The 23,412-nt window shown below is 35.1% G+C and carries 25 protein-coding genes, 1 pseudogene and 1 riboswitch; of the genes and pseudogenes, 3 read left to right on the forward strand and 23 right to left on the reverse strand.

Annotated features, from left to right (window positions below; genetic code table 11):
• Nucleotides 1-8: 8 nt before the first annotated feature.
• The 7 genes from AMD00_RS10645 to AMD00_RS10675 form a co-directional block, all read right to left on the reverse strand.
• A complete protein-coding gene (locus AMD00_RS10645; RefSeq protein ID WP_053417053.1) occupies nucleotides 9-416 on the reverse strand; it encodes an NUDIX hydrolase in 408 nt (135 codons plus the stop codon).
• A 34-nt stretch (nucleotides 417-450) separates the two neighbouring features.
• Nucleotides 451-1,020 carry a DUF1697 domain-containing protein gene (locus AMD00_RS10650; protein WP_053417054.1) on the reverse strand — a complete coding sequence of 190 codons (570 nt, stop codon included), beginning with the start codon at nucleotides 1,018-1,020 and terminating at the stop codon, nucleotides 451-453.
• Nucleotides 1,021-1,087: 67 nt separating this feature from the next.
• A complete protein-coding gene (locus AMD00_RS10655) occupies nucleotides 1,088-1,507 on the reverse strand; it encodes a GNAT family N-acetyltransferase (RefSeq protein ID WP_053417055.1) in 420 nt (139 codons plus the stop codon).
• A 38-nt stretch (nucleotides 1,508-1,545) separates the two neighbouring features.
• The gene (locus AMD00_RS10660; RefSeq protein ID WP_211258641.1) at nucleotides 1,546-2,028 is read right to left on the reverse strand and encodes a DinB family protein; all 483 of its coding nucleotides are present in this window, start codon (nucleotides 2,026-2,028) and stop codon (nucleotides 1,546-1,548) included.
• A 32-nt stretch (nucleotides 2,029-2,060) separates the two neighbouring features.
• Nucleotides 2,061-2,558: an NUDIX domain-containing protein gene (locus AMD00_RS10665; RefSeq protein WP_053417057.1), complete on the reverse strand. Its 498-nt coding sequence runs from the start codon at nucleotides 2,556-2,558 to the stop codon at nucleotides 2,061-2,063.
• Nucleotides 2,559-2,593: 35 nt separating this feature from the next.
• Nucleotides 2,594-3,292 carry a Type 1 glutamine amidotransferase-like domain-containing protein gene (locus tag AMD00_RS10670; protein WP_053417058.1) on the reverse strand — a complete coding sequence of 233 codons (699 nt, stop codon included), beginning with the start codon at nucleotides 3,290-3,292 and terminating at the stop codon, nucleotides 2,594-2,596.
• Nucleotides 3,293-3,318: 26 nt separating this feature from the next.
• Nucleotides 3,319-3,843 (reverse strand): DUF6886 family protein, encoded by a 525-nt coding sequence (locus AMD00_RS10675; RefSeq protein WP_053417059.1) that lies wholly within the window; start codon nucleotides 3,841-3,843, stop codon nucleotides 3,319-3,321.
• Between the two features lie 79 nt (nucleotides 3,844-3,922).
• On the opposite strand from AMD00_RS10675, the gene AMD00_RS10680 reads away from it, so the two are divergent.
• Nucleotides 3,923-4,240, forward strand: coding sequence for a hypothetical protein (locus tag AMD00_RS10680; RefSeq protein ID WP_053417060.1), 318 nt, complete (start codon nucleotides 3,923-3,925; stop codon nucleotides 4,238-4,240).
• 109 nt (nucleotides 4,241-4,349) lie between these two features.
• Here AMD00_RS10680 and AMD00_RS10685 read toward each other — a convergent pair whose 3' ends face one another.
• The 7 genes from AMD00_RS10685 to nikA all read right to left on the reverse strand — a co-directional run bounded on the left by AMD00_RS10685 (nucleotide 4,350) and on the right by nikA (nucleotide 11,978).
• A complete protein-coding gene (locus AMD00_RS10685; RefSeq protein ID WP_053417061.1) occupies nucleotides 4,350-5,294 on the reverse strand; it encodes a DMT family transporter in 945 nt (314 codons plus the stop codon).
• Between the two features lie 93 nt (nucleotides 5,295-5,387).
• On the reverse strand, nucleotides 5,388-6,134 hold the full coding sequence (locus AMD00_RS10690; RefSeq protein WP_053417062.1) for an SDR family NAD(P)-dependent oxidoreductase: 747 nt from the start codon (nucleotides 6,132-6,134) through the stop codon (nucleotides 5,388-5,390).
• A 617-nt stretch (nucleotides 6,135-6,751) separates the two neighbouring features.
• A complete protein-coding gene (locus AMD00_RS10695) occupies nucleotides 6,752-7,546 on the reverse strand; it encodes an ABC transporter ATP-binding protein (RefSeq protein ID WP_053417063.1) in 795 nt (264 codons plus the stop codon).
• A 3-nt stretch (nucleotides 7,547-7,549) separates the two neighbouring features.
• Nucleotides 7,550-8,527, reverse strand: a complete 978-nt coding sequence (locus tag AMD00_RS10700) for an ABC transporter ATP-binding protein (protein WP_053417064.1) — start codon at nucleotides 8,525-8,527, stop codon at nucleotides 7,550-7,552.
• Complete coding sequence (gene nikC, locus AMD00_RS10705) at nucleotides 8,524-9,375, reverse strand: nickel transporter permease (RefSeq protein ID WP_053417065.1); 852 nt, start codon at nucleotides 9,373-9,375, stop codon at nucleotides 8,524-8,526. The genes AMD00_RS10700 and nikC overlap by 4 nt, the downstream gene beginning before the upstream one ends.
• Complete coding sequence (nikB, locus tag AMD00_RS10710) at nucleotides 9,372-10,310, reverse strand: nickel ABC transporter permease (protein ID WP_053417066.1); 939 nt, start codon at nucleotides 10,308-10,310, stop codon at nucleotides 9,372-9,374. The genes nikC and nikB overlap by 4 nt, the downstream gene beginning before the upstream one ends.
• Before the next feature lie 36 nt (nucleotides 10,311-10,346).
• Nucleotides 10,347-11,978, reverse strand: coding sequence for a nickel ABC transporter substrate-binding protein (gene nikA / locus AMD00_RS10715; RefSeq protein ID WP_053417067.1), 1,632 nt, complete (start codon nucleotides 11,976-11,978; stop codon nucleotides 10,347-10,349).
• A 153-nt stretch (nucleotides 11,979-12,131) separates the two neighbouring features.
• Nucleotides 12,132-12,317, reverse strand: a riboswitch (cobalamin riboswitch).
• Nucleotides 12,318-12,979: 662 nt separating this feature from the next.
• Here nikA and AMD00_RS23990 point away from each other — a divergent pair.
• Nucleotides 12,980-13,180 (forward strand): annotated as a pseudogene (locus tag AMD00_RS23990) (hypothetical protein).
• A gap of 383 nt (nucleotides 13,181-13,563) precedes the next feature.
• On the opposite strand, the gene AMD00_RS10725 reads toward AMD00_RS23990, so the two are convergent.
• The 9 genes from AMD00_RS10725 to AMD00_RS10765 all read right to left on the reverse strand — a co-directional run bounded on the left by AMD00_RS10725 (nucleotide 13,564) and on the right by AMD00_RS10765 (nucleotide 22,406).
• The gene (locus tag AMD00_RS10725) at nucleotides 13,564-15,033 is read right to left on the reverse strand and encodes a class I adenylate-forming enzyme family protein (protein WP_053417069.1); all 1,470 of its coding nucleotides are present in this window, start codon (nucleotides 15,031-15,033) and stop codon (nucleotides 13,564-13,566) included.
• Between the two features lie 13 nt (nucleotides 15,034-15,046).
• Nucleotides 15,047-15,787 (reverse strand): 3-oxoacyl-ACP reductase FabG, encoded by a 741-nt coding sequence (gene fabG, locus AMD00_RS10730; protein WP_053417070.1) that lies wholly within the window; start codon nucleotides 15,785-15,787, stop codon nucleotides 15,047-15,049.
• A 13-nt stretch (nucleotides 15,788-15,800) separates the two neighbouring features.
• Nucleotides 15,801-16,697 (reverse strand): intracellular short-chain-length polyhydroxyalkanoate depolymerase, encoded by an 897-nt coding sequence (gene phaZ / locus AMD00_RS10735; RefSeq protein ID WP_053417071.1) that lies wholly within the window; start codon nucleotides 16,695-16,697, stop codon nucleotides 15,801-15,803.
• Entirely contained in the window at nucleotides 16,694-17,719 is a 1,026-nt protein-coding gene (locus AMD00_RS10740) for a 3-oxoacyl-ACP synthase (protein WP_053417072.1), read from the reverse strand. The genes phaZ and AMD00_RS10740 overlap by 4 nt, the downstream gene beginning before the upstream one ends.
• The gene (locus AMD00_RS10745; RefSeq protein WP_053417073.1) at nucleotides 17,716-18,747 is read right to left on the reverse strand and encodes a branched-chain amino acid ABC transporter permease; all 1,032 of its coding nucleotides are present in this window, start codon (nucleotides 18,745-18,747) and stop codon (nucleotides 17,716-17,718) included. The genes AMD00_RS10740 and AMD00_RS10745 overlap by 4 nt, the downstream gene beginning before the upstream one ends.
• 2 nt (nucleotides 18,748-18,749) lie before the next feature.
• Nucleotides 18,750-19,616, reverse strand: a complete 867-nt coding sequence (locus AMD00_RS10750) for a branched-chain amino acid ABC transporter permease (protein ID WP_053417074.1) — start codon at nucleotides 19,614-19,616, stop codon at nucleotides 18,750-18,752.
• Between the two features lie 12 nt (nucleotides 19,617-19,628).
• Nucleotides 19,629-20,336 carry an ABC transporter ATP-binding protein gene (locus tag AMD00_RS10755; protein ID WP_053417075.1) on the reverse strand — a complete coding sequence of 236 codons (708 nt, stop codon included), beginning with the start codon at nucleotides 20,334-20,336 and terminating at the stop codon, nucleotides 19,629-19,631.
• Nucleotides 20,314-21,087 carry an ABC transporter ATP-binding protein gene (locus AMD00_RS10760; RefSeq protein WP_038190185.1) on the reverse strand — a complete coding sequence of 258 codons (774 nt, stop codon included), beginning with the start codon at nucleotides 21,085-21,087 and terminating at the stop codon, nucleotides 20,314-20,316. The genes AMD00_RS10755 and AMD00_RS10760 overlap by 23 nt, the downstream gene beginning before the upstream one ends.
• A gap of 98 nt (nucleotides 21,088-21,185) precedes the next feature.
• The gene (locus AMD00_RS10765) at nucleotides 21,186-22,406 is read right to left on the reverse strand and encodes a substrate-binding domain-containing protein (RefSeq protein ID WP_053417076.1); all 1,221 of its coding nucleotides are present in this window, start codon (nucleotides 22,404-22,406) and stop codon (nucleotides 21,186-21,188) included.
• 500 nt (nucleotides 22,407-22,906) lie between these two features.
• On the opposite strand from AMD00_RS10765, the gene AMD00_RS10775 reads away from it, so the two are divergent.
• Nucleotides 22,907-23,371, forward strand: coding sequence for a site-2 protease family protein (locus AMD00_RS10775; protein ID WP_053417078.1), 465 nt, complete (start codon nucleotides 22,907-22,909; stop codon nucleotides 23,369-23,371).
• The last annotated feature ends 41 nt before the right edge of the window (nucleotides 23,372-23,412 follow it).

Raw genomic sequence — 23,412 nt, forward strand, 5'->3', positions numbered from 1 at the left:
TACCATTCTCATTGAGAAATATATAACCCATCAAAATCTAAAGTAGATGCTATGCCGTTTAGATAATAAGTCATATGTTGATCTGCTTCTTCAAAAGACATCCATTTAATTTGTTGTATCTCATCTGGAAAATTCACCACTATCTCCCCGCTATATGCTTTAACTTTAAACGTAAATAACAATGCATGATGATTCCGATCTTCAAAAAACTTTTCTCTTACATCGATGAGTGTACCCATTTCAACCTGTAGATTGGTTTCTTCATTTACTTCACGAATAAGTGCCTGCTCAAGTGTTTCGTTTTGTTCAACTGCACCACCAGGTAATGTCCATATCATATTTTCATTTTGTACCATTAATATTTCATCTGTTTCCTCTTTACAGATTGCGGCATATACAACATCTACTCTTTTCATTGAAATCCCCCCTAGTCGCCATCAATCACAGTACTCACTTCAGTTTTCTCTCGATTTCTTTTGCTAAAGTCGTCAGCTTGTTCATCGTTTTCCAATTACGTATTGTTACTGGAACACCAAGCTTTTGCACATTGTTCGCCAACTTGGAATTACGAATGCTTTTTTGGAATAAGAGATACACTTCACGGCCTTCAAATCGAAAGTCTTCATATTCAGTTCTAAAGGCACTCAGACCTTCAATTCTTTCCTGTGAAGGAACTTCGAGTAATAAGGCTACATAAAGGCTCTCTCCTTCTGACGATGCTTCTGCATCCGAAATCTCTTCTTTCGAATAAGGACATTCTCCCGTAATCCGTTCCCACTCGCTGGAAGTTCTTAAAATAACACTTATTGTAAACCCAAAAACTGCCTTAATTTCATGCTCAACACGCTTGATTATAAATGGTTCTTTCTCATCTGACTCGAAAAGAACATTGCCACTTTGTATATACGTTTTTACTCGTGTAAATCCTATTCTTTCAAACATTTGCTTTAGTTCTGCCATTTTAATCTTATTGTGGCCACCTACGTTAATACCCCTTAACAATGCAATATAAATTGTCATCCATAGCCCCCTCTACCGTGCTTATAAACATATTATAATTCTGTTCATCACCATTTTTTTTATTCACCTAGATTGACTTGAAATAAATAATCTCAGGATCCCCGTAATCTAAATTTTCTACGAAGCCACTACGTACAAATCCTTGCGACTCAAACACCTTCTGCATATTAATATTCGATTGATTTGTGGAGGAAAATATTTTTTTAGTTGGTGCAATGCTTTCAAAATAGTTAATTAAAGCTGTTGCATATCCTTTTCGTCTTGCTAACTTTGAAACTATGATTAACGATATAAAACTACATTCAAAAAAACTCTTATCAAATAGTAAAAACGCTCTAATTACCTCTTCTTCTTTAATAATTAAGCAATTGCCTTCTCCAACTATTTTTTCGATTTGCTTCCTTCTACTCATATTGCCTATGATTTCGCAATCGAGTTTTACTATTGCCTCTATATCTTCTACCTTTGCTGTGATAACAGAGTTCAAGTAATCACTCCTTTATAACAAGACACATGACTGCAATATTAATACTTATTACATTTATTTAAAAACTCATCAATTTGTTGAAAGTGATGTAAATCATGTTCTATTAAGCCTTTAAAATATTCAGTAATAGTTAATATACTCGTGCCTATATTCATTTCTCTGTTAAATTGACTTGCAGGTACCTTTGTTATCTCATTCACTAATTTTATTCTTGTTAGTCTAAATTTTTTAATTCCTTCATCTTTAGTTATATTTCGACTTTCTAAAGCTGCAATTTGATTCAATTCTTTAACATTTGGACTTTCTAATTCTTGTTTTAGATTTAGCAAGTAAGGTAGTCTATTTTCCAATACGAAATTATCCCATGGTACTAAATGCCCTACAATTTCACAGACTGACCATTTATTTTCTTCTATTGGTGTAAGCCAGCAGTCATCAGATACTCTTTTTAAACTTTCTATATATTGGATTGATTTTTCATAGTGGTTCAAAATTAATTTCTTTGAATCTATTGCACTCATCTCCATAGAAAAATATTTATCACTAAGTATTGCTATTTGGAGCTCTCAAACTGAATTGCGTCATCTAAAATAATGGTAGCTAATTCATGATCATCAATGATAAATGGTATTTCTGATGGTTCTACCCATATACGTGTAGTCCCTTCATTTTCACGTAAAAACGGTAAGCATTCTTTAACATCCATTCGGTAAAAGGATTGATAACCTATCATTGGATATTTACCACCTGGGACAAATAGTTGGTTCTCTTCATGATTGACTTCAATTGCACCTAGGTAAGTAATATTACCTTTAACATAAGCTTCTTCGTACACTTCACGATGCATCGCTTCTTCAGCAGATTCACCAGCTTCAATATGACCACCTGGATAGTTAAATCCTCTATCTTTTATTTTAGTAAGTAGCACTTTGTCATCTTGAATACAGATTGCATGGACACTAGTTACGATGCACAACTCATCTAGTTGAAAATTTGGTTTCCATGTGAGTTTCACTTTATGTTCGTTCCAATTAACTATAACTGTCTTCATATGAGCCTCCTAAGTTATTGCGATAATATTACTTTTTAAATTTCACCTAGAAATTCGATTGGTAATTGCTTCTCTACAACTTTATTTTCAAGTAAGACTTTATACGCTTTTGCTTTCGGTCTAGAGCTCACAATTTTGGCAATCTCGTTATCAATGTAATGTATCGCTACACCGTCATCAGCTGCTACTCCTGCTTTGATACGTTGCGATTCAATTAACTGATGGTAAGTTGGTCTTCTGTCTTTTTCTCCATCATAATGTGGGCAATGACTTCCATTTAAAAACCCTAAACATTGAATTGGTTCGAGTCCATCTCCATACGAATCTGTAATGCCCTCTTCAAACCAGCAAAGAGCCCCCGCACTAATACCCGCAAGAACAATACCTTTTTCCCATGCTTTTTTTAAGATTGTATCTAGCCCCCATTCTCTCCATAAAACCAATAGATTTTTTGTATTCCCTCCACCTACGTAAATGATATCTTTTTCTAATATGAATTCTTCTAAATCTCTCGTTGGTGGGTTAAACAATGATAAATGCGTTGGTCTGCAATTTTGAGTCTTAAAAAAATCATAAAACCGTGCTATGTAATTATCAGCATCGCCACTTGCTGTAGGTATAAAGCAGATTTTAGGGTTAATCTCTTTTGATTGCTTAAGAATGTATGAATCTAACAAAGGATTTTCAGGCTCCATTGAAAATCCACCGCCACCAAGTGCAATAATTTGTTTCATAGTTTTCATCCTCCATTCTAATATTGTTAGTAACCTCTAGGAGTAGCAAATTTCATCCGACACATTGAGAAACCTAAAGTTGAATGCTGTACCTCATCATGAAGTTGCCAGAGGCTATCTACCGTTTTCAGTTCTACATTTCGATTGGAAAGCGCACCAATCAAATCGTTTATTTCTATACAGCTAATCGGAACTTGTTTCTTTTCGCTAACATAATATCCCGCATTTTCATCAAATAAGTGAAATTCCATTGAATCAAATTCATATAAATATAGCTTTGTATTTCTCATCTTTTGTAGCCATTTGTTTTCAATTACTACCACATGATTACTTGGGCTTGATGAAAGATATCGAGTTTTATCTACTTTTGATGTCAATGCATTACTATGAAAACAAACACGGGGGCAATTCCTTGGCGTCAAAAAATTGGGTAAACACTTTTCGTTAATCGCCCAAACAAGTCTTTTTGTCTGATCTAAATCCTGACGAGAAGGTATTCTAGGCTCAAAAACCTCAATATTTTGTTCTTCACTTACATGAAAAAGTCTCATATTAACCTCCCATTAAATTTCAGTAAGAATATTCTATTTTGACCTATTATTAGAATATCATAATACGGGGGTGAACGAGTTGGGATATGAAGCCCAGTCAAAAAAAGTGAAAATTTCCACAGAGCGTGAGATTAAAATTCCAGAAGAGTTTTATGAAGAGTTTTCATTAATTGATGAGGTTCAAATTTCTAAGGTAAATGGGGCACTAATTATTACGCCAATTATTGATCCTGTTTTCGAGAAATATAAAACGCTCATTATGGAACAGCTGACAAAAGCAGGTTATACCGGTCAAGAATTAACGGATAAGTTCAACGAGTTACGAAAGCAAGTACAAGTGAATGATGGTTTTACACTGTTCATGAACGTTAAACCAGATTTTAAAAAGCAAGAATAAACCAAAAACAGGTAGCTATATTAATTTGTAGTACGGTTCATTTCATCGCTTATTTCAACAAAAAACGTAGCTAGATGGGCAAGTAATTTATCCCTATCTAGCTACGTTTTTACTTGATTGTGTTAGTACCTACCCACGATTTCATACGACTAAAAACGCTTTGTAGAATGTATCTAAATTTCAATCCACTAGTCCCTACAACAACACCAATCATTATCAGTAAGCAACCTACCATTTGCAACAAGGTAATCGGCTCATTTAATAAAAAATATGCACCAATCAATGCAAATATAGTGCTGAAGTTTACAAAAATAGCTGCTTCTGCAGCCCCAATTAGTTTAATCGAAGTATTATACAGCATATGACCAATTGCTGTAGCAAAAATGGCAGAGGCAAATAAGACGAGTATCACATTAGAATTTATTGTTTGAAAATCTTTAAATCCACCTGGTTCGATAATTAAACTGATGGCGAATAAAATAATTGATCCAATGATCAAAATATAACCTGTTAAAATCATAGGATTTATCAATTTTGATGCTTTACTAATAAATATAAAACTAAAAGCTTGCAACAATATGGATAAAAAAATATAAAAGTCTCCCAGTTGAAGTTCTCCTACTTTTTCTGCACCATTTAACACAGTTAAAATAACTCCAACTGTTCCTAATACAAAACCAGAAAATTTTTGATATGTTAATTGAGATAGCTTAAAAGCCATCGACAAAAGAGCTGTCAATAGAGGGCCGAAACCAAGGATAATACTCGTTTTTACAGCTGAAGTGCGTTGTATACCTACTGCCAAAAATAAATGGTGGCAGACTACACCCAACAAGCTAATTATCACTATATACTTCCATGGAAAATCTCTCTGAAACAAAGTTTTTTTCAACAGAGCCAAGATAATCAACACTGTTGTTCCAGCGATAAAAATTCTTACAGCACTCATCGTTATTGGATTTAAATAATCGACTAAAGTTTTTAATGCCGTCACATTTAAGCCCCACGCCAACATAATCATTACTAAAATACTGTATACTTTGGTATTCCCCATAGCGATTCCCTTCTGTAGACAATATTTTTATTCACCTAGATGCTCCCTTTTTCGTAAAAAAGGAATAATCTTACATAAAATTTAATGCGACTGTTATCCGATACTAATTCCCCCATCAACTTTTAATACTTGAGAAGTCGTATATCCTGATTCCTTTGAAGCAAAATACATCACTGCATTTGCTATATCGCTTGGTTGGCCCATTCGATCAATAACTTGCTTACTTGTATCATAAGCGACTCCTGCTGTAATGCTGGTTGCCGTTGCTCCAGGTGCCACTGAATTACAAGTAATACCATACTTCCCGACTTCCTTTGCCACCCATTTCGTTAAAGCTATTACGCCACCCTTTGAAGCAGCATATGCTGGACCAGAGCGTCCATCCTTTTCATCTCCTGAAACTACGCCTCCATTAATGCCTGATACTGAACTAATATTTACAATTCGTCCGTATCCAGCTTCCTTCATATAAGGATAAATACATGCTTGAGTAAATAGAAAAGCAGCTTTTAGATTCGTATCTAAATCTCGGTCCCAGTCCACCATTGTCATATGCTCTATATCCAAGCGACAACAAGTGCCTGCATTATTTACTAATATTTGAATTTCCCCAAACTTTTCTATCGTACGCTGAACTGTTGCTTTGACAAATTGCTCATCTCTTATATCACCTATGCATTCCAAATAACTACTTCCTTCTAATTGTTGAATCGTTTTATCACAAACATTTAGATCCACCAATACAACATTCACACCTTCACGTGAGAGTTGTATTGCGACTTCCTGACCAATTCCACTAGCTGCACCTGTTACAATAGCTACTTCATCTTTCATTTTCATATCTACTTCCTCCTTCACTATTTTACTCCTAGTAAATCTGGTAAGAATGTCGATATTACAGGGACGTATGTAATCAGCATCAACACAATGATTGCTGCTTCGATAAATGGTATACCCACTCTAAAAATCCCAATAATATTTGTTTTCAGAAAACTGGATGCCACATATAAATTCAAAACTACCGGCTGTGTAAATAATCCGATTGCTTACTGCAAATATCATATTGTACGTAAAAGATGCTCAAAATAATAATCTCTATTTAAAAACACAGAATATTCAATTTTATTATTATTAGAATATCATAAGTATGAAATTAATAAAGTGATATATAAGTACTTTCTAAAATGTTGAAATTTAACAAAATACGCTCGTTAAAATACATTTTAGCTTTTAAGAAATCCTAGACTGAATTCAAATAAAAAATGGGCTGTCAAATAAGTCTCTTTTTGACTCATTGACGCACCATTTTGAAACTCAAAAATGTTGATTTACTAACATTCTTGAGTTTTTTATTTTCTTCTTTATGGATGATCTAACCCTATTGGGATAGCCCTTTTTCATAGCTTATTAGATTTCAATTCGAGTTATAATTGCAATTTACTAATATATTCATCTCATCAAAAAAGCTTCGGAAAAGGAGGTAGAATGGAGGATAACAACTTTTTAGAAACAGGATGTTCTAATTGTTCAAGCTGCTCCATATCATCTAGCGATTCTACAACCTCTCCTTGATGCATCACTACTAAACAGTCTGCTATGTAATTGACCGCCTGTATATCATGAGAAATAAATAGATATGAAAGTTGAAATTCTTCCTTTAATTGTGCCAAAAGATTTAAAATCTGTATTTGAACGAGAGCATCTAATGCACTTACAGCCTCATCAAGTATGATTAACTTTGGTTTAAGGGCAATGGCTCTAGCAATATTGATTCTTTGTAGCTGTCCTCCACTGAACTGAGAGGGATACTTATGCACATCTTCCGGACTTAATCCTACTTTCTTCAATAGCTGCTGCACTTGATTTTCCTCTTCTACCGAGGATAGCCTTTTATAATTTCTTATTGGTTCAGCAATAATTTCACCTATAGTAAGTCGTGGATTAACCGCACTATAACAATCCTGAAAGACAACCTGGAGATTTTGGCGTAACTCTTTCAATTCTTTGGAGTTCAAATTATGTAGATTCTTCCCTAAAAAACAGACTTCTCCCTGATCAGGCTTTTCAAGTCCTAAAATAATTTTGCCTAATGTACTTTTACCTGAACCACTTTCTCCAACAATGCCTAAGCAAACTCCATGTTCTAAAGTTAGGGAGATATTCTTAACGGCTTCAATCGATTTCCGCTTCTCAAAAACTGAGTTTCTGAGCAAATATGTTTTCTTTATATTTTTCAATACAAGTATACTCACTCTTTAATCACCTATGCTTTCTAGTACTTTTACACACCTGACCAGATGATCTTTTTGAAACTCAACAAACTCAAGATTATAATTTGTGCACGTATGGTCTGCATCCTCACATCTATCTAAATACGGACATTTATTTTCCTTATTAATTGAACTAGTACTTGAAGGACTATCATTCTGTATCTTTTTTCGTGTTAATCCGAACCTAGATTCGAACAAAACTCGAGTATAAGGATGCTTCGGATGATTGTATAACTCCAATACTGGTGCCTGCTCCACAATATAGCCACCATACATCACAGCAACTTCGTCAGCCAATTGAGCCACCACCCTTAAATCATGGGATACTAATAAAATGCCTGTATTATATTCTTTCTTTAACTTATCTAATTGTTGCAATACTTGAAGTTGATTTGTCGCATCTAAGGCAGTAGTTGGTTCATCAGCAATGATGATAGAAGGGTTTAAAGACATAGTAATCGCAATCATTACTCGTTGCAGCATTCCACCACTTAGCTGAAATGGATATTGCTTCAATACTGTCCTTGGATTAGGAAGGTCCATTTTTTCAAGATACTCTACAGCCATTATTTTCGCCTGTCGCTTAGTAATAGGTAAATGAGTTCTAATAGTTTCAATAAAATGGCTTTCAATTGTTCTTACCGGATTAAAGGCAATCATAGGATTTTGCATGATAATAGCAATTTCCTTGCCACGTACTTGCCTAATTTCCTCTTCTGAACATTCTAAAAGGTTTTGATTTCTAAAATTAATATTTCCAAGCTCTACTTTTGCATTTTCAGGTAAAAGACTTAATATAGACAAGCACGTTAACGTTTTACCTGATCCACTTTCTCCAACAATGCCTAACACTTTCCCAGACTGGAGCGTAAAACTAACTTCACGTACTGGTTGAGCCACTGCAAGAGGTGTAGATACGGATATATTCAAATTATTTACAGTTAGAATAGGTTGCTGCCTCATTCTACGCCCCCTCCGACCCTTTTTATATCTAATGCATCTTTCAAAGCTTCACCGAACAAATTAAATGCAATAACTACAATGAAGATCATTATCCCAGGGTACAACATCAAGGAAGGATAATTCCTAAAAAATGGCTTACTATCATTTATCATCATACCCCACTCTGCCTCTGGTGGTTGAATACCAAGACCTAAAAATGAAAGGCTAGAAATAGCTAAAATAACTCCACCAATGTCCATAAAGACCAATACAACAACTTGAGAAATGATGGCAGGTAAAATATGTTTCATAATAATGATAAACTTTGGTGTACCGCACACTTTTGCAGCTACTATAAAATTTTGCTCTTTAACACCGAGCACCATGCCTCTAATGACACGTGCATAATAAACCCATTGAACAAGAACCATCGCTAAAATAAGATTAAAAAGACCCGGTCCCAAAATCCCTACTAATGCTAGTGAAAGCAGAAAACTTGGAAATGCCATTAGAGTGTCACAGATTCTCATAAATAAGTAATCTACCTTACCACCTATAAAACCTGCAAATATGCCAAGTGGAATACTAATGAACATCATAAGCCCCATAACAAGGATAGCTGTGCCGAGTGAGGTCTGAGTTCCAAAGATTAAACGCGATAATATACATCTCCCTAAATGGTCTGTCCCCAACGGAAACTGAGATGAAGGACCTTGCAGTTTCTGAGCAATATCAACAAAGTTAGGGTCATTAGGAGCCAAAAAAGAAGCAAAGAGTGCCAGCCCAATCATACCTAAAATAATGATACTACTAATTATCATGAGCTTATGTTTTAACAGCATTCGCCTCATCTTGATCTTTAATTTCATTTCCCTCCCTCCAATCGTATACGTGGGTCCAGGAAGGAATAAGTAACATCCACAAGGAGATTACAGATCACGAAAATTACACTCATAAATAATACACAGCCCTGAATCATAGGATAATCTTGATTTAAAATAGAGGAGACAAACAATTGTCCCATACCTGGCCAAGCAAAAATAGTTTCAACAATTACTGCTCCGCCCAACATATTCCCAAAGCTCATACCAAGTCCAGTAACTACAGGAAGGATAGATTTTTTTAAAACATGTCTACTAATAATTTGCCTTTGCCGCAAACCTCTCGCTTTTGCATATACAACAAATGGCTCATTCAAATTTTCTAGCATACTAGCTCGAAGTAATCGTATATACGTTCCAATGTAGCCAAAAGCTAGAGTTAAGGAAGGGAGTATTAAATGCGCTAGTGTCCCCCTCCCCAAAACAGGGAATAAATCTAATTTTACGGATAAAAAAAAGATCACGAGAAAACCAAACCAAAATGTAGGCATTGAAACACTAACATAAGCTATTATTCTACTAAATTGATCTATCCATTTTCCTTTGTATATTGCCGAAATCACTCCAATTGGTAAGCTAATAACTACAATAAAGAAAAGCGCAGTCATTGTAAGCTGAATTGTAGGTATTAAATGCAACAATATCTCGTCCCATACAGTATTTTTGGATACATAAGACATTCCTAAATCCAATTGAATTACCTTTCCTAACCACTCAAAATACTGTATATGTAAAGGGTTATCTAATCCGAGTTTAAGTCGCAGCTCAGCCACAGCCACATCGGTTGGCGGAATATTCGATAATCTTAAATAAGCTACTGCTGGGTCTCCAGGAATTAAGTGCAATAAAATAAAAGTGATGATGGAGATTCCTAATAATATTGGCACTAGACTTGCTAGACGTTTCACTATAAACCAACTCATGTAGTACTCCTTAAGTTGTTATTAATAAAGCTTGCTTCATTCAACATCAATTGTAGTTAAAGGTACCTCAGCTTCTTGAGGTAAAAAATCTAAACCGCTAATATTCTTGTGATAAACAGCTACATTTGATTGGTAAGAAATCGGTAAGTATACTGCTCGATCATGTAACGTTGATAAAATATCTGTATACAGCATTTTTCTTTCTTTTTCATCTGTAGTTAAAAGTACTTTTTTTATCTTCTCATCAATTTCCTTCTTTTCTGGCAAACCCAATAATGCAGTATAATCTGGACCACCATTTTCCGAATCTGTTGTAATTGAGGCTAAATAAGAATGTGGATCAAAAGGCACTGCCCATGTCGATGTAAATAAAATATCGTAATTTCCTTGGAATGCAGTTGTCCAGAAAGTATTCGTTTCCTGACTAGTTAACTTAATATCAATTCCTAGTTTTCTATAATCACCTTGGACAAATTCAGCAATCGACTTTTGGATGTTATCCGTACTATTAAATAGGAACTCTAGTTGAAGCTCTTTTCCATCTTTTTCTCTAAACGGTTTACCCTCTACCTTTTTCCACCCTGCTTCATCTAATAACTGTTCTGCTCTCGCAACGTCATAGTCATAAGGATTTATATCAATTTTTGTGTATTCCAAAACAGGTGGGAAAAGAGTATCTGCCTTTTTTTCCATACCATAAAAAATATTATCGATTACAGCCTGTTTATTGAAAGCATAATTGAGTGCTAATCGTACTTTATGGTCTTTAGTTGCTTCTTTGTTTGTGTTAAATAATAATGTTCTTGTAGCCGTAGGTTCTGATAATTTAGTTTCATATTTCCCTGAATCCTTTAAGAACTGGAAGGAATCCTGACTTATTACACCATTTCCAAAAATAAAATCGAGTTCGTTTTTCTCAAAAGCTAATACTCTAGATTCTCCGTCTGTAATAACTTTAACAACTACCTTATCTACTTTCGGTTTAGTGCCCCAATACTTTTCATTTCTTGTGAAAACTGCAAACTCATTCTTTTTATATTCGCTAAGTACCCATGGACCTGTCCCAATTTGAGATTTAAGTCCATCTTTAAATGTGTCTTGGCTGTCAGGAAAAGCAGCTTCTCCAACAAACCTCAAAGGTCTTATGTAAGTTAATTCTTGAAGCGTTGGATAATAAGAATTGTTCAATGTAAGTTTAAAAGTATATTCATCCAATGCTTCTGTATTTTTGATTTGGTTGATTAACTCTACCCATTCATGTTGTTTACGATTATCTAAAATTGTATCGAAGTTTTTCTTTACAATTGCTGCATTAAACTTCGAATCATCAGAAAACTCAACATCTTTTCTCAGATGGAATACATATTCTTTGCCATCTTTCGAAATATCCCAGCTTTCTGCTAACCAGGGTTGAATTTCCCCTCCCTTCCCGTAGTAAACAAGTGATTCATATACCATAGCTTGGGAGAAAAACTCATTTGGAAAATATGTATGTGGATTTAAGTCGCCTATATCACCAGTCATGGAAAATGTAACAACTTTTGATTGATCTTTAACAGACGCATTATCTTGTTCTGTTGCTTTGTTACTACACCCAGTAATAAAACTCGCGAGAATTACTAGTAGAACAAGAAAATTCCGTAGTATCTTACTTTGTTTAATAAACATGTTTAATCACCTTCATTTTTAGAATTTAAACTATTAAAAATACTGAAATACAAAAAAGCATTCCTAACCCAATTAAAAAGGTTAGAAATGCTCATAGTTTTAGATCGAATTTATCTCCTAGCACTCCAACACCTCCCTATCTCCCGTAGGTTAACAGCATTTTTAGAACAGGCAGGTCTTCTGACTTAGGTTCATCGCTCCAATGCGTCTTCCCGGATATTCCAGTGACTTATTTGCATGAGGCTCACCCTTACAGCGGCGGGACCATGTCGGATTTTCACCGACTTCCCTTTTAAGTATTCGCTATTAAACAAATACACCTATTCCAATACTATATGTGATTTTTTATGGGAATAATAAAAGTTTTCCTAATATAAAGTATATTCGTTATTACAAGTTAAAGCTATATCAATTTAAAGACTTAATTATATACAAAAGTTTTACCACAAAAATTTGCACGTTTTTTTTTTGCAGTTACACATATCGTTGCTGGTTGTAAACGTTACATTGCCTTACACCTAAAGTGAAAAATTCCACATTTATGCTTAACAATAAAAAATAACCTGATTATAAATAACTGGTTCGCTTTAAGAGTACTAAAACTAATTAGAGTATCAATTTTGGATTCAAATCGCATTTGATTTAAACCTTTTATTATTGTTGACTAAATAAGGGGGCTTTCGCAATTGACATACTAATTAACAGATTTACAATAGCTAATATCGTAAAATCATTAAGAAGAAACAAAAATACCTATCCTCAGATGCTTTATTAGTAGCATATTCGACTATTTTAAATAATGGGTTTAGAAGAATTTGTTATATACATATATTTGTAACTTACCGATATTCAACTAACGAGAACGAGGCAGTTTAGTTTAATAAGATACCTTCCATCTGTTTAATTGAGTACCAGCTCATGTAATAATGAGTAACTTAGGATAATTACTACTTTTGCTTATAATTGAACGGCTGCCAAGAAAAGTCTCCGCATAGCGAAAAATATGGACGATTGGTAAAATTAAAGAATTTGTTGAGAACAATTCGGAAAGTAAGTTGCTAACGACGGAATATCACGGTTTTTCTCAAAAGTTACTATTTTAATGTGCATGTGGTAGCAACTTTGAAAAAACATTTACGAAATTTAAAAACAATAACCAACGTAAATGTGACGTGTGCCAACCATCAAAAGCGACACGATAACGTATAGCGAATAAACGAAGTGCCGATTTCTATTAAAGTCAAGTTAGCACTTCGTTTATTTTATCATTTCAACTCAAATAAAATTGAACAATTAAGTAACTCAAATTTAAAGATAGAGATTGTCCAAAATGCAAATCATTCCTTGGATATTGAAGAATCCGATACAACAAATTCAATATTAGCTTTATCAAGGGTAGTGGAAAAACTTCAGGAAGCATTAAAGACAATTTAGTGAAATAATGAGATTATCAAAAGATAACCAATTTAGGTCTAATTTAATCGCTAAAATAGATGATAAAGAGGTGCTAATTGCACCCCTTTTTTAATGGTTATTTACATTTTTGCTCCTCAATTCCGAACCCGTTAATAACCCAACAGACCGTTTACATTTGAATCGTTTGAAGTTTCTTTTTATCAATTTTCCCTACATGTGTTTTTGGTAGTTCAGGGATAAAATAAATATTCCGAGGGATTTTATAACTACCTAGATGACTTCTACAAAGGTCTTGAATTTCTTTAACATTATTAAATGCATCATCAGATACGATAAAAGCCGTAACGATTTCACCCCAGTGACAATCAGCAATTCCTATAACTGCGACCTCTTTCACCTTTGGATGAGTAATAATACATTGTTCCACCTCTTGAGGATAGACATTTTCCCCCCCTGAAATAATCATTTCTTTTACTCGTCCTACGATATAAATATCTCCGTCCAGATCCATCTTCGCTAAATCACCAGTACGAAGCCATCCATTAATAATAGTTTTAGCTGTCTCTTGTGGATTCTTCCAATATTCGCTGAACATATGCTTTCCTTTAATATATAGTTCTCCTACTTCATCACGTCCGCATTCTCTACCATTCGGAGCTTGAATTTTAACTTCATTAAATTGCATACACTTTCCGACAGATCCTAGTTTTATTGCGGCCTCCTCTGGTTGAATAACAAAATTATTGGGACCAGCTTCGGTTAATCCATAACCCTCTTTAAATGGTACTCCCTTTTGTAAGAAGGTTTTATGCACAGTGATGGGACAAGGAGCTCCACCTGATAAAAATACTTTTATACTAGGAAAACTTGTTTTCTTGAATTCTTCTGTATCAATCATAGATTGATACATTGTCGGGACAAATAACGAAATTGTTGTGCTGTAAGTATTCAATGACTGGATTGCTTCTTGGGGATTGAATTTATTTCCTATTACAACTGTACCTCCAGCCATTAATATCGGAATTGATAATGCATTCAAGCCTCCCGTATGAAATAATGGCATATAATTTAATGTGCAATCATCACTACTAATATTCCAACTAATAATAGTATTGAAGGCATTCCAATTTATCGCATCATATGATAAGACTACACCCTTTGGCTTTCCAGTTGTCCCACCAGTATATATCATTAACCATGCGTCTTTCGAATTCCAATTATTTGTTGGTACATCGAAGTGCTCTGCTAAAATCTCTATTGTAATTGGGTATGCTTTCATATGTGGGTTATTAGCAATAAGCTTCATAAATTGATCTTCATATAGTATTAAGGCTGGTGTACAATCGTCAAGAATATAGTCAAGTTCTGAATGACTTAATCTCCAGTTTAAGGGAACATAGATGTAACCACCGATGGCACATGCAAAAAGAATGGCAAATAGATCAATTCTATTTTCCGCAATCACGGCGACCCGATCACCTTTTTGTAGACTGCATTTTTTTAGAAACATAGCCCACTTTTTCACTTCATAGCCCAATTGTTTATAGGACCAGCTTCTGTTGGTAGCAATATCAATCAACGATGTTTTTTGGGGGGTAATGGCAGCTCTTTTTAATATCCATGATTGCTCACTATGCATAACTTCTCCCCCCTTACATCATAATTCCACCATCAACCTGTAATACATGGCCTGTAATATAGCTTGCTTCTTCTGAAGCTAAAAATAGGTAAGCATTGGCAATATCTTCTGGAGCCGCTAAACGTTGTAAAGAAACGATGGATTCCATTTTCTCTAATACTTTAGATGGCATTTTTTCAACCATTGGTGTTCTAGTAAAACCTGGTGCAACTGCATTGACATTAATTCCTTTTCTACCTAGTTCTTTTGCCCAAGTTTTAGTCATCCCAACAATAGCTGCTTTTGTAGCTGCATAATTTGTTTGACCAACATTGCCGTAGACACCGCTGACAGATGATGTGTTGATAATTTTCCCATAGCCTTGTGCTACCATAGATGGCGTAACTGCTTGAGTACAATTGAAAACACCTTTTAAATTTACATCGATTACTTGATCAAACTGTTCTTCCGTCATTTTTGAAAGCATTGCATCATTTGTAATACCCGCATTATTTACTAAAATATCAATCTTATTATATTTGTTAATCACTTTTGTAATTACATTATTGACACTCTCACGTTTAGTTACATTGATAGGATAGAAAGCTACATCATAGTCATCTTCAAGGTATTTCGCTTCAACTTTATATCCGGCTTCTTCGTTGTAATCCGCAATAATAACTATTGCTCCTTCTTCTGCAAATCGTTTTACTGCTGCTAAACCAATTCCACTAGCTCCACCCGTAATCATTGCCACTTTATTTTGTAATCTCATTCCAATTCCTCCATTATATAAATAGTTCAATCTGATTAACTAGTTGTGTTAAATCATCTATTAATGGTGAATGACCACTGTCGCTCAGTTTTACTACTTTTGCACGTCCCTCAAAATCTTCTATTATCTCTTTTGTCATAGTCTCAGGTACTACGTAATCACGATCACCATAAATAATTAGTGTAGGTATTTGGATTTTCGCTACTTCGTTTTGTCCATGACTTACTTCATTCTTCTTAGAACTAATATTGAAAGTATTTAACACATGATATACATCTGCAAGATTACGCTGTGTCAACATATCATCTATATAGGCTTCATACTGCAGTTCTGATGGTTGCTTATGCGTATAAATAAGCGCATTCCAAACTGCTTTTAATCCCTCACGATTCCCACTATCATATAAATTTTGCATAGGTACAGTTTTTACAGAATCTTTTTCAACTTCTTCTAGAGTAAGTAATCTCTTTAATAGATTAGGTGAACCATCCGGATTCGACGCATAAAATGCATAACCTCTTGTTGAAGCGGAAGCAAGTAGGACTAATTTATGACATAATCCGAGATAATCTGCACAAAATTGCATTGCAACAGCGCCCCCAGTAGACCAACCTACTAAAGTAAAATCTTTTAACCCGAGAGCATCTACCCATAGCTTTAAGTCTTCGCTAAAGTCACGAATATGTGACACTCGTTTATGATAAGATGATTGACCGAATCCTCTTAAATCTGGTGATAGAATTGTAAATCGTCCATCAAGTTCTTCCATTAGTACATCCCAATGTTTTGAAGATGTCATATTGCCGTGAACAAGAATTATAAGCTCATCTCCACCAGCTCTTTCACGATAAGCTATCGTTTCTCCGTTAGATAACAGCACTTTTTTTAATACGTCTTGTTGCAATGTCATACAATCTCCTCCTCATGAGTTCCCCATTGAATTGTTACTGCCCCCCATGCATAACCAATACCTGCGCTAACAAGCGTGATAATATCTCCGTTTTTTATTATCCCTTTTTCTAAAGCTAACTCTAATGATAAAATTTGATCAATCTGACCAATATGTCCGTAATGTGATAAATAAATTGACTGTGATTCGTCTAGCCCTAGTGAATGAAGTACATAATCATGTGCTGACTTTTTCATATGAAGCATAGCAATATAATCCAATTGAGATTCGTCATATCCACTCTTCGATAAAGATTGGCGGATTACCTTTAAAAAGTTACTCAATGACTTTTGCTCAAGACGTGTCTTCATGCCTTCAGGATCTAGCACATCTAATTTATATGCACCTGCTTGTAGTAATTCAGGGGTCAATGGTTTCTTTGTTCCACCAACCGGTACAACAACATCTTCTGAAAATGATCCGTCCGTTATCAAATCACTTTCAAGAACGATATTTTCTTTCACATCTTTTTGTAGAATCATAGCTCCTCCGCCAGCGCCTAAGTTATACATGAAACGTGTTCGATCATTTGTATAATCGATGAAATCATGATTTCTATATCCTCCTGCAAGTAAGATAGTACGAACATCTTCATTAGCTAGCATTAAGCTTTTTGCAACTTTCATCGCCATTATCGTCGTTCCACATCGAAGCTGTACATCGAATGACCATGCATTTAAAGCACCAATTTCTTCTTGGATTTTAATAGCTGCTGTCCACAGTGGATATTCTTTATGCTCCTCACCGATATAAATAATGACATCAATATCTCGAGGGGATAAATTTGTCTTTTCTAAGGCTCTTTTGGCAGCCCAAACTGCCATTTGCACTGTATGATCTTCGTGTCCAGCAATCGTCTTTTCAATAATCCCCAATTTTGTTTTAACAATATCAACTGGAATATTCGATTTTTGACTAATCTCTTCAAAGGTCATACGATTTTTAGGTAAATAGATTCCGGTACTTACAATCCCTATATTCATTCAAATCGCTCCTTATCTTTGACCAAAGGTACAGATTGCGTAGGCAGTTGGGGTTTGGCTTTCTTCGATTTCCAAGTCAAATATTTCACATATACAGTACCAACAATGCCTTTTGGGAAGAAGATGACTGCTAAAATATAGAGCATCCCAAAGAAGATAATCCAGCGTTCAAAAATTGGATAGTCATTAGCTAAACCTGATAGATAATGTTGAGCAGTTTCAATCACTAGACTGCCAACAATTGGCCCGATAAGTGTGCCAACACCACCAATTATCGTCATTAACAATGCATCTAATGTTATATCCATTGACATTACACTTGTATTGACGAAGCGGAGAGATATTGCATAGAGTGATCCTGATAGACTAGCAACAACACCAGCTACAACTGAAGCCGTCACCTTATAGTGTAATGTTCTAAATCCTAGTGATCGTGTCCTTTGTTCGTTTTCACGAACTGCAATTAGTACTTTTCCTAATGGAGAATTTACAAATCGCCTAAGTACAAGGAATACGACAACAAGACAGACTAAGACGAAGAAATAAAAGATAACACGATCTCTGAATACATCCGGAGCTCTGAAAGTAAAGCCGTCATTCCCTTTCGTAACAGTACGCCATTTCTCCGCTACAACTAAAAACAAACCTGAAATCGCCAATGTCAACATGGCAAAGAAATGGCTCTTTAAACGCAGTGTCAGGAGCCCAACTAGGAAACTAACAATACCAGCAAAAATCATACCTACAATAATCGAAATGAGGAAAATCATCATAGTATTGTTATAAGTACTAAGTAAAATGGCCGTTGTATAAGCGCCTATTCCAAAAAACATAGCATGCCCAAACGACACAATTCCTGTATAACCGAGTAAAATATCATAACTCATGGCTAATATACTGAAAATAAATATTTGGGTCATTAGTATCGTTAACGTTCTAGAATCTGCAACATAGGGAAAGAAAATGAGTGCTATTATAATTATCAAAAATGTCAAATTTTTAAGAGAAAAGTATTTTTCATGTCTCATTTTTAGCCCTCCTTCGCATTTGTGAATAAGCCTTGTGGACGGAAGATTAATACAATAGCCATCAAAATCATATTGACCGCTAATGATAAATATGGAACATAGTACGCCATGAAACTACCCGCAAGCCCCACTAAAATTGCTGCCATTAATGAACCAGAGAAACTTCCCATCCCACCTATTACTACTACGATAAATCCTAAAATGGCATATTCCATTCCCATCTCTGCGTATATTACGCCCGAGTACGGAGCCATAAGCATTCCGCCGAATGCTGCCATTGCTGAACCGGTCATGAAAACGAATAAAAAAACACGTTTAATATTAATACCCAATACTTGCACCATTTCTTTATCCATCACACCAGCACGTACGATTAAACCGATTTTTGTTTTCTTTAATACATATTGGAATATTCCGAAAATAACAAGCCCAATAACGATAATAAAAATACGATATTTAATCACAATTACTTCACCGATTTCCCAGCTACCTGCTAAATATGAAGGAACATCTACAGGAATACTATTAGGTCCAAAAACAACCTTAATACATTCTGATAGTACTAACATAAATCCAAGCGTTATTAAAATTTGTTGTACATGATTGCCATATACGGGTGTGATGATTAATTTTTCCGTGATCCACCCTAGGACAAACCCTGTTACAATCGCACCAAGTATTCCGACTATAAAACTGCCTGACCATGTATAAACGAAGATTCCAGAATAAGCTCCCCAAACAAAAAGTCCCCCATGGGCAAAGTTCAAGACGTCCATTAATCCGAAAATAAGTGTCAATCCAGCCGCTAATAAAAAAATCAACATACCTGTGGCTAAACCATTTATAAATAAACTGATAAATAAATCCATACTCGATTCCCCCTAACCAATTCCTAAGTATTTCCGTTTCAATTCTTCATCTCCAATCAATTCAGCCATAGATCCTGAATGAACAGTTTTTCCATCATCTATTAATGTATAGGTATCACCAATCCGACTGGCCATAATAAAATTTTGTTCAACAAGAATAATCGTTGTTTTCTTTTTCATTTCTGTAATAGCTTCCATTACTTTTTCTACAACGATTGGAGCTAATCCCTTTGAAGGCTCATCTATCAATAAGAGTTTACTGTCATTTACAAAAGCTCTTGCCATAGACAGCATTTGCTTCTGCCCCCCAGATAAATGCCCCCCAGCCTTTTTCCAAAACTTTTTCAAATCGGGAAATAACTCTAATATATATGCCTGTTTTTCATATACTTCATCTGTCTCTTTACGGATTGCAACTTTCATATTTTCTTCCACTGTTAAGTCCTTAAAAATACCTTGATCTTCTGGAACATAACCAATACCTAGATTGGCAATATCATAAGGCTTTCGTTTTGTAATGTCTTGCCCATCATAAATAACTTTTCCGTGGGAAGCAGGTGTCAAACCCATTATGGTTTTTAATGTAGTTGTTTTACCCGCTCCATTTCTACCAAGCAATACCGATACTTCCCCTTCTATTGCTTCAAATTGAATCCCTTGTAAAATATGATATTGTCCAATATGTGTTTGAAGCTGATCAAGGTTTAATAAGCTGTTCATCATATAGCCCTCCTAAATACGCGTTTTGTACGGTTTCATTGTCCATAATTTCTGAAGGCGTTCCATCTGCTAAAAGCTTCCCATTAAAGAGCACCATGATTGAATCTGAAAGATCTAAAATCATATCCATCTTATGCTCAATGAGCAGTATGGTTTTGTCTCCTTGTTCTTTTATTGAACGTATTACCTCTAAGATAGCCGGTACTTCCTCTAAAGACATACCAGCAGTTGGTTCATCCAATAGTAAAATTTCAGTATTTAGAGCTAGTAACATTGCAATTTCTAGTTTACGTTTTTCACCATGAGATAGTTGACTTGCAACTGCATTCACTTTGTTATCTAGCAATACTTGACCCAATATTTCTACTGCTTCGTTGGTAATCGATTTATACTGCAAATAGTGTTTATAAAAATTAAACCTTACCTTTTCACGAGATTGCACTGCAAGTCTAACATTCTCCAAGACTGTAAGATTTGGAAAGACATTTGTGATTTGAAAAGAGCGACCAAGTCCTTTTCGTGTACGTTCGATAGACGAATCATCTGCTAACGATTCCCCTTTCAAAAAAATTTCTCCCTCTGTTGGTTTCAATTCACCACTTAGTAGGTTGAAAAAAGTAGTCTTTCCTGCACCATTTGGACCAATAATAGATTTGAAATGCTTGGCCTGCATTTGAAAATTCACGCCATCAACTGCACGATGCCCCCCAAATTGAATACTTAAATTTTCTGTCCTAATGATAGGTTCCATCCTCATTCCTCCTAAGTCTAGCTCTCTTAAAAACTTCTTATGTAAAAAGTTTTTAAGAGAGCCAGGCCAAATTTATGGTCTGAACTCTCGTCGTATATTTATTTTTTATTTTGAATTGGCGGAGCTGTTTCGTCAGGTGTTAGTTCACGAATTAATACCGGAACAGGGTAGTCAACACCTTTTTGTTCTTCAAGTTTAATAGAATACATAGGTTGTAATGCTTGGTGATCCTCTTTACGGAACGTCATTTTTCCTTTCGGTGTCTCAAAAGACATACCTTCCATTAATGGAATAAGCGTATTACCATCTGCATTACCATCTGATTTTTTTAACGCCTCAACAATAGATACAGCAGATGAAAACCCACCTGGTGTAAATAAGTCTGGCACTTCATTGTTAAAACGTTTTTTATGCTCTTCTACTAACCAATCATTCACTTTGTTTTTTGGTAATGTATGATAATATACTGAGAATCCTTCCATGCCTACAAGGGGCTTCATCAATTGAAGAGCGGCAATATCAGGTGCACCTGTCGAAATTTTTATACCTTTTTCTGTTAACTTAAGATCTGCAATTTGATTCCAAGGTGAATTTGTACCAGCCCATACAACAAATAGATATTCAGGTTTTGCCTTCACAACTTTCTGTAAGTTAGATGTGAAATCTGTTGCAGCTGGATCAGCATATTCTTCTAAAACAACTTCTGCTCCTAACTTTTCTGCAGCTGCTTTAAAAGCCTTAACTCCATCCCAACCGAAAGAATAATCCGGTGCAAATGTTGCAATTTTTGTTCCTTTTTTAGCAATCGCCGCTGCTGCTGCATAAGCGTCTTGAGAAGAATTTCTTGCTGTACGGAAGATAAATGGGTTGAACTCAGCGCCAGTAATACTATCTGCAACAGCTGGTTCTACAATCATAATTTTCTCGTATTCTTCAGCTAGTGGTAAGACAGCTAATGTATCTCCAGAACTAGATGAACCTACTAAGAAATCTACCCCATCATCTTCTAATAACTTTGTTGCTTTTTGCACTGCTACTTCTGGTTTAGTTTCAGTATCCTCCCAAACAACTTCAATTTTCTTACCTGCAACTTCCATCTTGCCATTTGTTGCATAATCTAGCCCTAGTTCAAAGCCTTGTTTTGTTTGTTTTCCATAAGACTCTAATGCACCAGATAAAGAGGCCAATACACCAACTTTAATTGTCCCTCCTTCTTTTTCATCCTTTTCCGAAGAGGATCCACTTGTTTTTTTGTCACTTCCACATGCAGCGAGTAAAAGCGTTACTGCTACTAATAGAATCGCCAACCATTTTTTCATTTAAATACCTCCCTCTTATTTTTTAAAGCGCTTTCATCTTGCTGTAGAAGTATCATAACTAATCCTAGTTACAAATTAGTTACAAAGAAAAAGGACCCTACGTTTTCACAGAGGGCACTGAAAAGTCCCTAAAAGAATTTTAGCCATGGCAGAAACGATTAATCGTTTCTGCCATGGCTTTTTCTTCGATGCCGTTAATTTCCGTTCCGGCGGACGCTTTCCTGGGGACGGACCTTGAGGCTCCTCGTCACTAACGCTCCTGCGGGGTCTCAAGATGTACGCTAGTTCCCCCAAGGAGTAGCCGCCTGCACTCCTCTTTTGAAATTTATATGTCAGTGAAGGATACTTAAATGAAAGATAATTGAATTTATTTAATTTAATGAATTTTTCTTAATTTAATTGTTGAAAACTAGGAATATTTGTATTATATTGGAATTTCAGAATGACTCTCCTTAGTTCTAAAGTTGTAATTTATTAGTTATACAAAGAAGATGTATAGGATGGTGGTTATATTCAATAACTTTCTAGTTTACATTACATATTTCGTTATATATTACCCTTTCGTTATTATTATCCATGAATTTGGACATGCAATTTTTATAAAGATTTTTGGAGGAAAGGTTAATTATATCGGATTCGGTGAGGGAGACACATGGCTTGAATATAAGAAATTCAGAATAGGAAAAAACGATTGGCTTACAGGACAAATTAATTTCGACTTCGAAAATAAAGTTCCTACTCAAAAAATGATTCTGATATATTGTGGAGGATCTTTAATTAATTTTATTTCTGCAACTTTAATTTGGATATTTGGTAATGAAGAATGGGCTAACTTGTATCGAGGATTTATTATCTACTCATATTTAATTGGGATTGCTTCATTAGTTCCTTTTAAATACAATAGTGGCTCGAAAAGTGATGGTTTAATGATATTAAGTCTTATTAAATCTATAGTGAGGACGTGATATTAATGCAAGGATTACTAAATTTAAAAGAACATCAATAT

The sequence above is a fragment of the Viridibacillus arvi genome (assembly GCF_001274945.1).
GTDB lineage: Bacteria > Bacillota > Bacilli > Bacillales_A > Planococcaceae > Viridibacillus > Viridibacillus arvi.